Raw genomic sequence first — 12,696 nt, 5'->3', positions numbered from 1 at the left:
GGGACAATCGCCGGATGGCAGTCCTCTCCCTCACCAACGCCCATCTCGCTTTTGGGCACGTCGCGCTTCTCGATGGCGCCGGTTTCTCCCTCGAAGTCGGCGAGCGCGTCGGCCTCATCGGCCGCAACGGCACCGGCAAGTCCTCGCTGCTGAAGATCCTCGCCGGGCTGGAAAAGCTCGATGACGGCCTGCTGCAGCAGCAGCAAGGCCTGACCAACGTCTACGTGCCGCAGGAGCCCGAGCTGCGCGGCGACGCGACCATCTTCGACGTCATCAGCGAGGGCGTGGCCGAGCACAAGGCGCTGCGCGAGCGCTACGAGATCCACGACGAGAACGACGACCTGGCCTGGGTGCAGGAGCGCATCGAGCACATCGGCGCGTGGAACTGGGAGCAGCGCGTCGAGGAGACGCTGCACCGTCTGGGCCTGGACGGCTCGCGGCTGATCAGCACGCTGTCCGGCGGCCTGAAGAAGCGCGTCGCGCTGGGCCGCGCGCTGGTGGCCCAGCCCGACGTGCTGCTGCTGGACGAGCCCACCAACCACCTGGACCTGGACGCCATCACCTGGCTGGAAGGCCTGCTGAACGACTTCAAGGGCTCGCTGCTGCTGATCACCCACGATCGCGCCTTCCTGGACAACGTCGCCAACCGCATCGTCGAGCTGGACCGCGGCCAACTGCGCGGCTACCCAGGCAACTACGCTGCCTTCCAGGCCGCCAAGGCTTACGAGCTGGAGAACGAGGCGCTGTTCAACGCGCGCTTCGACAAGCTGCTGGCGCAGGAGGAGGTCTGGATACGCAAGGGCGTGGAAGCACGCCGCACGCGCTCGGTCGCGCGCATCCAGCGGCTGGAGGTCATGCGCCAGGCCCACGCCGCGCGCCGCGATGTGCAGGGCAAGGTCAGGCTGGACATCGACACCGGCGGCGCCAGCGGCAAGATCGTCGCGGAGCTGGAGGACGTGTCCAAGAGCTATGGCGACCGGCCCATCGTGCGAGGCTTCACCTCCACCATCCTGCGCGGCGACAAGGTCGGCCTGATCGGCCCCAACGGCGCCGGCAAGACGACGCTGCTGAAGATGATCCTCGGCGAACTTCCGCCCGACAGCGGCAGCGTGCGCCTGGGCTCCAAGATGACGGTCGCCTATTTCGACCAGATGCGCGACACGCTCAACCTGGACGCGACGCTGGCCGACACCATCAGCCCCGGCTCGGAGTGGATCGAGATCGGCAACCAGAAGAAGCACGTCAAGAGCTACCTCGGCGACTTCCTGTTCTCGCCCGCACGCGCCAATTCGCCCGTGCGCACGCTGTCCGGCGGCGAGCGCAACCGCCTGCTGCTGGCTCGCCTGTTCGCGCGGCCGGCCAATGTGCTGGTGCTGGACGAGCCCACCAACGACCTCGACATCGAGACGCTGGAGCTGCTGGAGGAGTTGCTGGCCGAGTACGACGGCACGGTCTTCCTCGTCAGCCATGACCGCCGCTTCCTGGACAACGTCGTCACGTCCACCATCGTCTACGAAGGCGAGGCGCGCTGGCGCGAGTACGAGGGCAGCGTGCAGGACTGGTTGACGCAGTCCAAACGCGCTGCAGCCCTGCAGGCGCAGGCGGCACCCAAGCCCGCTGCCGCGCCCACGCCGCCACCGGCTGCTCCTGAGCCCGCCCCGGTCGTCGCCACCAAGCGCAAGCTCAGCTACAAGGAGCAGCGCGAGCTGGACGAGCTGCCCAAGCTGATGGCTGCGTTGGAGGCCGAGCAGAAGCAACTCAACGCGCTGATCGCCGGCAGTGAGCTGTACGCCCAGGGCGCGGCGCGCATCGCCGAGGTGACCGACCGCGCTGCCGCCATCGACGCCGAGCTGCTGGAGTTGATGGAGCGCTGGGAAGTGCTCGAGGCCAAGTGAACGCGCTGCAGCAGGAATGGCTGGCCTTGCAGAGCCAGCATGAGCGCTACGAGGCGCTGGCGCTGGCCGTCAAGCTGGCAGCCTTCCTGGCGACGCTGCTGGTGCTGGACAGCGCGCTGGCGCTCGCGGTGCTGGCCTTGCTGTGGTTGCAGGAGGCCGTGCTCAAGACCTTCCAGGGTCGGCTGGGCGACCGCCTGCTGGCCATCGAGCCCGCGCTGAAGACCGGCGCCGATGCCCCGGCCATGCAGTTGCACAGCGACTGGCTCGCCAGCCGCCCGCGCGGCGCCGGCCTCGTTGCCGAGTATCTGAAGAGCGCGCTGCGCCCAACGGTGGCGCTGCCTTATCCGCTGCTGATGTTGCTGGTCGCTTTCGTCTAGGCGGGCTGCAGCCTATCGACAGGAATCAGGCCCCCCTGGCCTTTCAGCTGTACCACCGTTTCGCCCGGTCGGTGCACCACGTACTGGGCCACATGGACGGCGCCGTTGAAGCGCACGCGGTCACCGGGCTTGATGACCGGCTGCAGCGGCATCGGCGGCAACACGGGCCGCGCAAGCCGTGCAGGTGACGGCCGGGGCAGCGCGTCGAGCACGCGGGCCATTTCCTTCTTCAGCTGCTCGGCGGTGAAGGGCTTCTTCAGCAGGAACTGGGCGCCCAGCGCCAGCGCCTCCAGCTCGTGCTCGGGCGTCACGTCGAAGCTCAGCAGCGCGAGCTGCAGGCCGGGCCGCGCCTCGCGCAGCCGCAGGGCGAGCTGCGGGCCGGTCAGCGCGGCCTTGGCGAACCAGTCGGTGATCAGCAACTGCGGCTGGAACGCCGGGCCCTGGGCGAGGGCGGCGTCGACGCTGGCGCAGCAGAGGACGTTCTCTGCCGCCACGCCATGGGCTTGCAACAACTGGCGCACGAAGGTCTGAACCCCGGCCAGCGGGTCTACAACAAGAAATTTCACGGGATCGCTCGGCTCACATCGGGCACCGCAACGGCAGCGGTGCCGGGCGACGCGGATTCTCACCGGCCACCCCGTGCCGGCCGAGCAGGACTGGCCCTGCTTTGTGAGAACTTTGTCAGCCTTGCAGGCGGCAGAAATCGGCGCGCAGGCCCTGCGGTGTGCGTGCCAGGTACAGGGCCTGGGCGGGCGCACCGGCCTGGGTCAGCGAGAGCAGGGCGTCGCCGATGCCGGGCGGCAGCGCGCCGCTGAAATGCAGGCTGAACTGCTCGCCGGCCTGGCGGCTGGGCAGCGGCTTGACGGCCTGCAGCGTGACCCCGTGCCCCTGGACGTCGAACCGCTCGCCGACATGGGCCTGCCAGCTGGCCAGGCCCGATGGCCCAGCGAGGCTGGGCCGCACGGTGGCCAGGGCCGCGGCGCTGCCCGCGCTGGCGACGACGGCGGTCATGCCGCCCTTGAGCAGATTGCGCTTGTTGATCATGGCAGGCACTCCTCGGTGTGGGCGGCGGGCCTCAGCATGGCCTGGTGCAGGCCCACGGGTTCGCCCTCGGGCACGAAACCCAGCCGCTCGTAGAGCCGCCGGGCGGGGTTGTGCAGCTCGACCTGGATGCTCAGGCACCGGCCCTGCGCGGCCAGCGCCTGCAGGCAGCGCGTGCCCACGCCCAGGCCGCGCCAGGCGGGCAGCAGCGCGATGTCGAGGATGTGCAGGCGGTCGGCGCGCTCGTCCAGCCACAGCCGGCCGGCCACCGTGTCGCCCTGCACCAGGATGAGCTGGCAGACCGAGCGGGGGAAGTGCAGTGCGTAGTGGCGCTGCTGGGCCTCGTGCTGCTGGCGCATGAAGGCCTCGCATTGCTCGATGGGCCAGCCGGTCAGCGCCAGCTCATCGGCGCGCGTGCCGGCGTAGATGGCGAGCTGCCAGGCCGCGTCAGCGGGCGTCGCAGGGCGCAGGCGGTGCTTCACGAGGAGCGCGGCGGAAAGATGCCCTGCAGCGCGATGCAGAACATCAGACCCAGATAGGGCTGGCGGTTCGCATGCGGCGCGCTGGCGCCGGCCGGGCTGACGGCGGCAGCGGCCATGGCGGTGGCCGCGCCGGGCGCGCGGTAGACCTTGGCGCCGCTCGCCGTCGGCGCCATCACGTTGCCGGCGGGGCTGGTGGCGGCGGGCGTCACGCCGGCCGCCAGCGCGTGGCTGTGGGCCGGCATCTCGCTGGCCAGCAGCGCCACCGTGGCGCTGCCCACTCGCTCGCCCAGATCGCGCTGGCTGAGGCCCGGCCCGTCGCCGGCGCCCATCGCGAAGCTGTCGCGCAGGTCGGGCAGCGCAAAGGTCGACCTGCCATCGCCGCCGAAGCTGGTGCCCAGCAGCGAGAACAGCGCGGTGTTCTGGCTGATGGGCATCAACTGGCCATCGCAGCGGGCCCAGCCCCGCGGCGCGAAGTTGTAGGGCATCACGCGGATCTCGGCGACGAAGGGATCGGCCATGTCTTGCTCCTAGCTCGGCTGCGGGAAGATGCCGAACAGCGAAATGATGTAGTTCACGCCCACGCTGGGCGCCATGTTGTCGTGCGGCTGGGCGCCGCCCGCGCTGCCGACGGCGCCGGTGGCCATCGCGGTGCTGGCGGTGCCGGGGTCGTAGCTGGCAGTGGCCGTGGCGGCGAGCAGCGCACCGCCGGGCGCCGCACCGCTGGCAGCGGCCGGGCTGGCGATCAGCGGATGGGTGTGGCGGGGCATCTGCGCGGCCGTCAGCGTGACGGCTTCCGTGCCGCCCTGCTCGCCCAGGCTGTACGGCGACAGCCCCGGCCCCTGGCCGCCGTGCAGCGGCACGCGGCCACGCAGGTCGGGCAGCGCGAACGTGGTTTCGCCGTCGCCGCCGTAGATCGTGCCGATCAGCTGGAACAGCGCCTCGTTCTCGGCGATGGACACCAGCTGGCCTTGGCAGAGCATCCAGCCATTGGGTGCGAAGTTGCCGCCGAAGAGGCGCACTTCGCCGATGAAGGGGGTGGACATGGCAGCTCCTCGGTCAGTCGCGGCTGGGGAAGATGCCCTGCAGCGCGATGACCCAGTTCATCGCCAGGTAGGGCTGCATGTTGCTGTGCGGCTGGTTGCCGCCGGCCGGGGCCAGCGAGCTGCTGCCCATCACCGCCGCGCCGCCGCCGGCAGGTGCATAGCGGTTGATGCCGCCGCGCGGCTTGGCGGCCGGCACGGCGCCGCCCGGCACGCTGGCGTTGGCCAGATCGTTTGTGGCCGCCAGCGTGTGCGTGTGGGCGGGCAGTTCGCCGGCCGACAGCGTCACCGCCTCCTGGCCGCCGCGCTCGCCCAGCGTGGTGCTGAGCCCGGCATGCAGCGGCGCCCGGCCGCGCAGGTCCGGCAGCGCGAAGTTCACGCGGCCATCGCCGCCGAAGCTGGTGCCCAGCAGCGAGAACAGCGCCTGGTTCTGGTTGATGGGCAGCAGCTGGCCGTGGCAGAAGGCCCAGCGCCGGGGCGCGAAGCCGAAGCTGACCAGCTTGAGTTCGCCCAGAAAGGGGTCGGCCATGAGGGTCTCCTAAGCAAAGACGGCTTCGTATTGCAGGCCGCCGGGCTGGCGCCCGATGGGCACGAGGAACAGGTCCATCGCACCCTGTTGCGGATGCTCGAGCCGGTAGATGTTCTGCGGCAGTGCGGGCGCCGGTGGCGCCTCGAAGGTCAGGCTGAAGGGCTGGCGGCCGTCCGGCGCCGCTAGGCCACCGGCGCGGGCCTCGACGAGGCGGGTTGGCAGCGCGGTCGCGTCATCCAGCCACAGCGTGAAGCCGCTGCCGATGAGCGGCTCGAAGCGGGCCAGCGTGAACGGGTCGGCGCTCATGACGCACGCCGACGCAGCAACAGCAGGGCACCGCCCGCGAGCAGCAGCCATGCGGGTTGCGGCTCGGGGACCGGCGTCGTCAGCAGGTCGATGCGGAACTCCGCGTAGTTCTCGGTTTGGCCGGCGAAGCGCGGCACGAAGACGATGCTGTCGAGGTTGAAGCTGATCGTGTCGTTGTTGAACAGGAACACCAGCGCCGCCGGCACGACGGGCGCGAGCAGGCCGCTGCTGCCCGAGTTGGCGAAGCCGTCGAAGGCCTGGACCGTGTAGCCGGTGATGAGGTGACCCGGCACTGCCAGGCCGCTGATTTCGTAGCGGGCCGGGTCCAGGCCGTCGGCCAGGTAGCCGGTCGTCAGCTGCCCGCCCGCCTCGCCGCCGGCCGCCAGGCGCAGCAGGATGGTGTTGCCGGCGAACGAGACGCGCTCGTCGTCGAGCATGAAGCCGCTGATGTCGCCCGTGCCGCCCAGATTGCCGGCCAGCACGCCGCTGGCCAAGTCGGCCACGGCGACGGTCTGCGTCAGCGACACGGGCGTGGCGTCCTCGGTCGTGCCGCCCGGTGCCAGCAGCTTGACGGTGATGTCGGCGGAGAAGTCGGCAGTGGCCGACAACGAGGCCATGACCAGGCCGAGACCGGCGATGAAATGCCCCAGGCGGCATCGTTGCTTGTTCATGGCTGTCTCCCCGGGCTTGGCGCCCAGCGCGAGTTGACGCCTGCCGCAGACCGAATACCAGGGCGAATCTAGGGGGGCGCTAGGCGCCGCGGATGTCGTCCACGCAGGCGCGCAACTGGCGCCAGAAGGCCGGGTCCTGCGACGTGGCCATGTTGACGCGCATCAGCGCGCCGGGGCAGCGCGTGGCGCTGAAGAGGGCGCCGGGCGCGGTCAGCCAGCCGGCGTCCAGCAGCGGCTGGGCCAGGCGCTCGGTGTCCACGCCCACGTCCAGCCAGCCGAACAGGCCGTCGGGCGGCGCGGCCCACTGGAAGCCCTGCCGGGCTGCCAGCGTCGCCACGCGCTGGCGGGCCTGATCCAGGCGCTCGCGCAGACGCTGGGCGTGGCGGCGCAGGCGGCCCTGCTCCAGGCACAGCGCCACGGCGCGCTCCATCACCGGCGAGCTGGTCAGGCCGTCGAGCAGCTTGGTGTCGGTCAGCGCGGCCAGCCGCTCGGGCGCGGCGGCCAGATAGCCCACCCGCCAGGCCGGCGTCAGCACCTTGGAGAAGCCGCTCACGTAGACGACGCGGCGCAGCCCGTCCAGCGCGGCCAGGCGCGGCAGGTGCTCGGGCGCGAGGAAGCCGTAGCTGTCGTCCTCGACGATGGAGAAGTCGTGCTCGTCGGCCAGGCGCAGCAGCTTGTGCGCGGTGGCCAGGTCGATGCTGTGGCCGGTCGGGTTGTGCAGCACCGAGACGGTCAGGTAGGCGCGCGGTGCGTGTTCCCTGGCCAGCGCGGACAGCACGTCGAGATTCGGCCCCTGGGCGCTGCGCGGCACGGGCAGCAGCCGGATGCCGGCCTGCGTCAGCCGCGCAAAAATGATGGCCCAGCCCGGGTCGTCGACGAGCACCGCGTCGCCCGGCTGCAGCTGGGTGCGGATGAGCAGGTCCAGCGCATGCGTGGCGCCGTTGGTGGTCAGGATCTGCGCCGGGCTGGCGTGTATGCCGAGGTCGGCCAGGCGCTGCGACAAGGCCACGCGCAGCCGCTCGTCGCCGCTGGGGTCGCCGTAGCTCGTCTGCAGGGCCTGCTCCTGGCCGCTGTGCAGCCGCCGCAGCGCGGACTGCAGCAGCGTCGGGTCCAGCCAGTCGGCCGGCAGCGTGCCCAGGCCCGGCGAGCGCGCCGCGTCGGCCTCGAACATGCCGCGGATCAGGGCTGTAGCGTCCACCGGCGCCTGGCGCGGCATGGCGGTGGCCGGGCGTGCGCTGCGGGCGGCACTGGCCACGGGCCGTTGCTCGCGCACGAAGAAGCCGCGCTGGCGCCGCGCCTCCAGCAGGCCGGCGGCCTGCAACTGGTCATAGGCAGCGACGACGGTGTGCGGGCTGACGCCGTGCTGGCGGGCGCAGTCGCGCACCGAGGGCAGGCGGGCGCCGGGCAGCAGCAGGCGCTCGCGGATGCGCTGGGCGTAGCGCTCGGCCAGCTGGCCGGCCAGCGGCTGGCTGGCGTCGCGCTGTAGCGGCGGGTGTGTACCGGTGGGCATGGCAGTACAGATTCAAAGTGTGGCTGGGTCGACTGTACTGGTTCTGTATTGGTGACTGTGCCTAGACTGAGCCCATGCAAGGGTCTTCCATCTCCACCACCACGTCACATGACGCCACGCGCGGCCTGCTGTTGGGCCTGGCCGGCGTCGTCATGTTCGCGCTCAGCCTGCCGATGACGAGGCTGGCCGGCGGCAGCGTCGAGGCGCCGCAGCTCGACCCCGCCTTCGTCGCCTTCGGCCGCGCCGCCGTCGCGGGGCTGCTGTCGCTGGCCTATCTCGTCGCCACCGGCGCGCGCCGGCCACGCGGTGGCGAATGGCGCTGGCTGGCCTTCACGGCGGGCGGCGTCGTCTTTGGCTGGCCGCTGCTGTCCGGGCTGGCCGTGCGGCAGGTGGACGCGGTGCATGCGGCCGTCATCTCCGGTGTGCTGCCGCTGGCGACGGCCGTCATCGCGGCGCTGGTGCTGCGCCAGCGACCGAGCCTGGCCTTCTGGGCCTGCGCCTTGGCCGGGCTGGGGCTTGTGGTGGGTTTCGCCGCTTGGCGCGGCGCAGGCGGGCTGGAGATGGCGGACGGCCTGCTGCTGGGCGCGGTGGTCTGCGCATCGGCGGGTTATGTCAGCGGCGCGCGCTTGTCGAACGACATGACGGCCGAGCAGGTGATCTGCTGGGTGCTGGTGCTGAGCCTGCCCGTGACCGTGCCGCTGGCCGTCATGACGCGGCCGACCATGCCGGTAGCGCCCTCGGCCTGGGCCGGCTTCGCCTACCTGTCGCTGTTCTCGATGTGGATCGGCTTCTTCGCCTGGTACCGCGGCCTGGCGCTGGGCGGCACGCTGCGCGTCAGCCAGGTGCAGGTGCTGCAGCCCTTCCTTTCGATGCTGCTGGCCGTGCCGCTGCTCGGCGAGACGCTGGACGCGATGACGCTGGTCTTCGCCGCCGCCGTGCTGGCGGTGGTCTGGCTGGGCAAGCGGCAACCAGTGCATACGCAGGAGGCGACATGAAAGATCGATTCACCACCCAACTCAAGCCGGGCCAGGCGCTGACGCTGGCTGCCTCGCGCGGTCCGCGCCGGCTGGTCGTGACGAGCGGCCGCTTGTGGCTGACCCTTTCCGGTGGCAGCGACGACCATTGGCTGCGCAGTGGCGAAGGCTTGACGCTGACGGCCGGCCAGGAGGCCGTCGTCGAGGCTTGGCCAGAGGCGGCCTTTCAGCTGTTGCAGCCGGTTGCGCAACGTCGACGCGAGGCCCGGGTCGGCCTCGGTTGGCGCTCGACGGTGGTGCTCGCATGAGAACGCTGGGCATCCTCGGCGGCATGAGCTGGGAGTCGACCCAGTATCTGTACGCACTGATCAATCGTGGCGTCGCTGCACGGCTGGGCGGCCTGCATAGCGCGCAGCTGTTGCTGCACAGCGTCGACTTCGCGCAGATCGCCGTCCTGCAGTCGACGGGTGACTGGCCCGAGGCCGCGCGGGTGCTGGGCGAGGCCGGTGCGGGCTTGAGGCGCGCCGGCGCCGAGGCGCTATTGATCGCGACGAACACCATGCACCTGGTCGCCACCGAGGTCGAGCGCGCCGCCGGCCTGCCGGTGCTGCACATCGTCGACGTGACGGCCGAGGCCCTGCGCGCGGCCGGCGTGCGCCGCGCCGGTCTGCTGGCCACGCGCTTCACGATGGAGCACGGCTTCTACCGCGACCGCATGCGCGAGCGCTTCGGCATCGAGGTCATCACGCCCGACGAGGCCGGCCGCGCCGATGTGCACCGCCTGATCTACGAGGAGCTGTGCTGCGGCCGCTTCGAGCCTGCCTCGCGCGAGCTGCTGCGTGCGCAGGTCGCGCAGCTCGCCGATCGGGGCGCGCAGGCCGCCATCCTCGGCTGCACCGAGCTTGGCCTGTCGCTGCCGGCCGGCTCGCCTGCGGCGCTGCCACTGTTCGATTCCACCGAACTGCAGGCCCGCGCCGCAGTCGACTGGATGCTAGGCTGACTCCTTTGAAATCTCACCAAACAACCGCCATGACTACCGTCTGGATGCAAGCGCGCCGCGCCGCGCGGATGAACCCGTCCATCATTCGCGAGATCCTCAAGGTCACCGAAAAGCCGGGCGTGCTGTCCATGGCCGGCGGCCTGCCGAGCGCGGACACCTTCCCCGTCGACGCCATCAAGGCCGCCTGCGACCGCGTGCTGACCGACACGCCGCGCGAGGCGCTGCAGTACGCGGCCAGCGAGGGCTATGCGCCGCTGCGCGAATGGGTGGCGGCGCGCGTGGCCTCGCTGGGCATGAACGTCAGGCCCGACCAGGTCTTGATCACCAGCGGCTCGCAACAGGGCCTGGACCTGGTCGGCAAGATTCTTTGCGACGCTGGCGCGCCGGTGGCCGTCGAGACGCCGACCTACCTCGGCGCGCTGCAGGCTTTCACGCCCTTCGAGCCCTTGTTCGCCAGCCTGGCCAGCGACCTGGAGGGCCCGCGCCCCGAGGCCATCGCCGCCTTGCCCCACGACGCGCCCGGCACTCGCTTCAGCTACCTGCTGCCCAACTACCAGAACCCGACGGGCCGGGTCATGGGCGCCCAGCGCCGCATCGACGTCGTCGAGGCCTCGCGCCGCGCCGGCGTGCCCATCGTCGAAGACAACCCCTACGGCGACCTGTGGTTCGACGAGCCGCCGCCGCCCGCGCTGTCCAGCCTGTGGCCCGAGGGCTCGCTGTACCTGGGCTCCTTCTCCAAGGTGCTGACGCCGGGCTTCCGCCTGGGTTATCTCATCGCGCCGCCTGAGCTCTACCCCAAGCTGCTGCAGGCCAAGCAGGCCGCCGACCTGCACACGCCGGGCTTCAACCAGCGCGTCGTCCACGAGGTGGTGAAGAGCGGCTTCCTGGACGGGCACGTGCCCACCATCCGCGCGCTCTACAAGGCCAACCGCGACGCGATGGCCGTGGCGCTGCGCGAACACATGCCTCCCGGCTGCGAATGGCAGAACCCGCAGGGCGGCATGTTCTTCTGGATCCGCCTGCCGGCCGGCCTGGACGCGATGGCGTTGCTGCCGCGCGCGGTGGACGCCGGCATCGCCTTCGTGCCCGGCGCGGCGTTCTACGCCCACCAGCCCGATCCGCGCACGCTGCGCCTGTCCTTTGTCACGCTGACGCCCGACCTCATCGGTGAGGGCGTCGAGAAACTCGGCCGCCTGCTGTACGAGGCGCTGGAGCCGGCTGTGGAGCACGCGCCATGACTGAATTGCGCCGCTTTGCCCAGGTCGACGTCTTCACCGCCACGCCGCTGAAGGGCAACCCGCTGGCCGTCGTCATCGACGCAGGCGGCCTGTCCGACGACGAGATGGCGGCGTTTGCGCGTTGGACCAATCTGTCCGAGACGACCTTCCTGCTGCCGCCCACCGACCCCGGCGCGGACTATCGCGTGCGCATCTTCACGCCCGGCGGCGAGCTGCCCTTTGCCGGCCACCCGACGCTCGGCAGCGCCCACGCCTTCCTGGCCAGCGGTGGCGACACGAAGAAGCCCGGCGAGGTCGTGCAGCAATGCGCCATCGGCCTGGTGCGCGTGAAGCGCGACGGCGCCCGCCTGGCCTTCGCCGCGCCGCCGCTGCGGCGAACAGGCCCGGTCGACGCCGCCGGCCGCGCGCAGGTGCAGACCGCGCTGCGCATTGCGCCCGAGGCGCTGCTGGACCTCGTCTGGTGCGACAACGGCCCCGGCTGGATGGCCGCCCGCCTGGCCGATGCCGCGGCCGTGCTCGCGCTGCAGCCCGATTTCGTGGCGATGCAGGGCCTGAAGCTCGGCGTCGTCGGTGCCCACCCGGCCGGCAGCGAATGCCAGTTCGAGGTGCGCGCCTTCGTGCCCGACCTGGGCGTGCCGGAAGATCCCGTCACCGGCAGCCTCAACGCCGGCCTGGCGCTGTGGTTGCAGGAGGCGGGTTTGGCGGGCGACAGCTACATCGCCGCCCAAGGTGCCGTGCTGGGCCGCGCCGGCCGCGTGCACGTGAAGCGCGACGCCGAGGCGACGTGGATAGGCGGCGACGTGACGCCCTTGATCCATGGCCAGGTGAGGTTGTGATGAGGACGGACGACCTGTTCCGCGAGGACGCGACGCTGCTGGCCTGCGATGCGACGGTCACTGCCCAGGTTGAGGGCGGCGTGCTGCTGGACCGCACCGTCTGCTACCCGCTGGGCGGCGGCCAGGCCGGCGACACCGGCTGGCTGGGCGCGGGAGACAGGCGCTGGCGCGTGACCGACACGCGCAAGAGCAAGGAGCATCCCGAGGCCATCGTCCACCTCGTCGACGGCGAGCTTCCGCCGGTTGGCACAGCCGTGCGCGTGGAGGTCGACGCCGCACGCCGCGACGCGCATCGCCGCTTCCACACCGCCACGCACCTGCTGTGCGCGCTGCTGCCTTACCCGGTCGACGGCTGCTCCATCACCGAGGCCTATGCGCGGCTGGACTTCCACACCGACCAGCCCTTCGACAAGGAGGCCATCCAGGCGGGACTGAATCGCCTGGTGGCCGAGGCGCATCCGGTCGGCCACCGCTGGATCACCGAAGACGAGCTGGACGCCAACCCCGGCCTGGTCCGCTCCATGAGCGTGCAGCCGCCGCGTGGGCTGGGGCGGGTGCGTGTGCTGGAGGTCGAGGGCGTGGACCTGCAGCCCTGCGGTGGCACGCATGTCAGCAACACCGCCGAGATCGGTGCGGTTGTCGTGACGAAGATTGAAAAGAAGTCAGCCAAGACCCGCAGGGTCGTGCTCGGCTTTGCCGAGCCGGCCGCAGGCCGCGGCTGAGTTCTTTGGGGAGCACTCATGTGAGCGCAGCGAACGTGAGTGATCACCAGAAGAAGAGCGTGAAGACGCGCCGAG

The 12,696-nt window shown here is 71.2% G+C and carries 17 protein-coding genes; 8 read left to right on the top strand and 9 right to left on the bottom strand.

Annotation, left to right across the window (positions count from 1 at the left end; genetic code table 11):
- Positions 1 to 14: 14 nt before the first annotated feature.
- A complete protein-coding gene (locus ACG00Y_RS13010) occupies positions 15 to 1,895 on the top strand; it encodes an ATP-binding cassette domain-containing protein (protein WP_394479402.1) in 1,881 nt (626 codons plus the stop codon).
- Positions 1,892 to 2,272 carry a hypothetical protein gene (locus tag ACG00Y_RS13005; protein WP_394479400.1) on the top strand — a complete coding sequence of 127 codons (381 nt, stop codon included), beginning with the start codon at positions 1,892 to 1,894 and terminating at the stop codon, positions 2,270 to 2,272. Before ACG00Y_RS13010 ends, ACG00Y_RS13005 begins: the two co-directional genes overlap by 4 nt.
- Here ACG00Y_RS13005 and ACG00Y_RS13000 read toward each other — a convergent pair.
- The 9 genes from ACG00Y_RS13000 to ACG00Y_RS12960 form a co-directional block, all read right to left on the bottom strand.
- Complete coding sequence (locus tag ACG00Y_RS13000) at positions 2,269 to 2,838, bottom strand: response regulator (protein WP_394479398.1); 570 nt, start codon at positions 2,836 to 2,838, stop codon at positions 2,269 to 2,271. The genes ACG00Y_RS13005 and ACG00Y_RS13000 overlap by 4 nt on opposite strands.
- 115 nt (positions 2,839 to 2,953) lie before the next feature.
- A complete protein-coding gene (locus ACG00Y_RS12995) occupies positions 2,954 to 3,316 on the bottom strand; it encodes a DUF6916 family protein (protein WP_394479397.1) in 363 nt (120 codons plus the stop codon).
- Positions 3,313 to 3,795, bottom strand: a complete 483-nt coding sequence (locus tag ACG00Y_RS12990; protein WP_394479395.1) for a GNAT family N-acetyltransferase — start codon at positions 3,793 to 3,795, stop codon at positions 3,313 to 3,315. Before ACG00Y_RS12990 ends, ACG00Y_RS12995 begins: the two co-directional genes overlap by 4 nt.
- Positions 3,792 to 4,313, bottom strand: coding sequence for a phage tail protein (locus ACG00Y_RS12985; protein ID WP_394479394.1), 522 nt, complete (start codon positions 4,311 to 4,313; stop codon positions 3,792 to 3,794). The genes ACG00Y_RS12990 and ACG00Y_RS12985 overlap by 4 nt, the downstream gene beginning before the upstream one ends.
- 9 nt (positions 4,314 to 4,322) lie before the next feature.
- On the bottom strand, positions 4,323 to 4,838 hold the full coding sequence (locus ACG00Y_RS12980; RefSeq protein ID WP_394479392.1) for a phage tail protein: 516 nt from the start codon (positions 4,836 to 4,838) through the stop codon (positions 4,323 to 4,325).
- A 13-nt stretch (positions 4,839 to 4,851) separates the two neighbouring features.
- Complete coding sequence (locus ACG00Y_RS12975; protein ID WP_394479390.1) at positions 4,852 to 5,364, bottom strand: phage tail protein; 513 nt, start codon at positions 5,362 to 5,364, stop codon at positions 4,852 to 4,854.
- Positions 5,365 to 5,373: 9 nt separating this feature from the next.
- Positions 5,374 to 5,670, bottom strand: a complete 297-nt coding sequence (locus tag ACG00Y_RS12970; RefSeq protein WP_394479389.1) for a DUF6916 family protein — start codon at positions 5,668 to 5,670, stop codon at positions 5,374 to 5,376.
- Positions 5,667 to 6,341, bottom strand: a complete 675-nt coding sequence (locus tag ACG00Y_RS12965) for a PEP-CTERM sorting domain-containing protein (protein WP_394479387.1) — start codon at positions 6,339 to 6,341, stop codon at positions 5,667 to 5,669. The genes ACG00Y_RS12970 and ACG00Y_RS12965 overlap by 4 nt, the downstream gene beginning before the upstream one ends.
- Positions 6,342 to 6,420: 79 nt before the next feature.
- Positions 6,421 to 7,851, bottom strand: a complete 1,431-nt coding sequence (locus tag ACG00Y_RS12960; protein ID WP_394479385.1) for an aminotransferase-like domain-containing protein — start codon at positions 7,849 to 7,851, stop codon at positions 6,421 to 6,423.
- Between the two features lie 74 nt (positions 7,852 to 7,925).
- Here ACG00Y_RS12960 and ACG00Y_RS12955 point away from each other — a divergent pair, with 74 nt between their 5' ends.
- The 6 genes from ACG00Y_RS12955 to ACG00Y_RS12930 are packed head-to-tail and all read left to right on the top strand — an operon-like array spanning position 7,926 to position 12,621.
- A complete protein-coding gene (locus tag ACG00Y_RS12955) occupies positions 7,926 to 8,846 on the top strand; it encodes a DMT family transporter (RefSeq protein WP_394479383.1) in 921 nt (306 codons plus the stop codon).
- Positions 8,843 to 9,133, top strand: a complete 291-nt coding sequence (locus ACG00Y_RS12950) for a DUF2917 domain-containing protein (protein WP_394479381.1) — start codon at positions 8,843 to 8,845, stop codon at positions 9,131 to 9,133. The genes ACG00Y_RS12955 and ACG00Y_RS12950 overlap by 4 nt, the downstream gene beginning before the upstream one ends.
- Positions 9,130 to 9,825: an aspartate/glutamate racemase family protein gene (locus tag ACG00Y_RS12945; protein WP_394479380.1), complete on the top strand. Its 696-nt coding sequence runs from the start codon at positions 9,130 to 9,132 to the stop codon at positions 9,823 to 9,825. Before ACG00Y_RS12950 ends, ACG00Y_RS12945 begins: the two co-directional genes overlap by 4 nt.
- Positions 9,826 to 9,854: 29 nt before the next feature.
- Positions 9,855 to 11,063, top strand: coding sequence for an aminotransferase-like domain-containing protein (locus ACG00Y_RS12940; protein ID WP_394479378.1), 1,209 nt, complete (start codon positions 9,855 to 9,857; stop codon positions 11,061 to 11,063).
- The gene (locus ACG00Y_RS12935; protein WP_394479377.1) at positions 11,060 to 11,899 is read left to right on the top strand and encodes a PhzF family phenazine biosynthesis protein; all 840 of its coding nucleotides are present in this window, start codon (positions 11,060 to 11,062) and stop codon (positions 11,897 to 11,899) included. The genes ACG00Y_RS12940 and ACG00Y_RS12935 overlap by 4 nt, the downstream gene beginning before the upstream one ends.
- Positions 11,899 to 12,621, top strand: coding sequence for an alanyl-tRNA editing protein (locus tag ACG00Y_RS12930; protein ID WP_394479375.1), 723 nt, complete (start codon positions 11,899 to 11,901; stop codon positions 12,619 to 12,621). Before ACG00Y_RS12935 ends, ACG00Y_RS12930 begins: the two co-directional genes overlap by 1 nt.
- The last annotated feature ends 75 nt before the right edge of the window (positions 12,622 to 12,696 follow it).

Origin of the sequence: Pelomonas parva (genome assembly GCF_043555835.1) — a bacterium.
Lineage (GTDB): Bacteria > Pseudomonadota > Gammaproteobacteria > Burkholderiales > Burkholderiaceae_C > Pelomonas > Pelomonas parva.
Note: the sequence above shows the minus strand (reverse complement) of the source record. Positions and strands in the feature narration are given on the sequence as shown.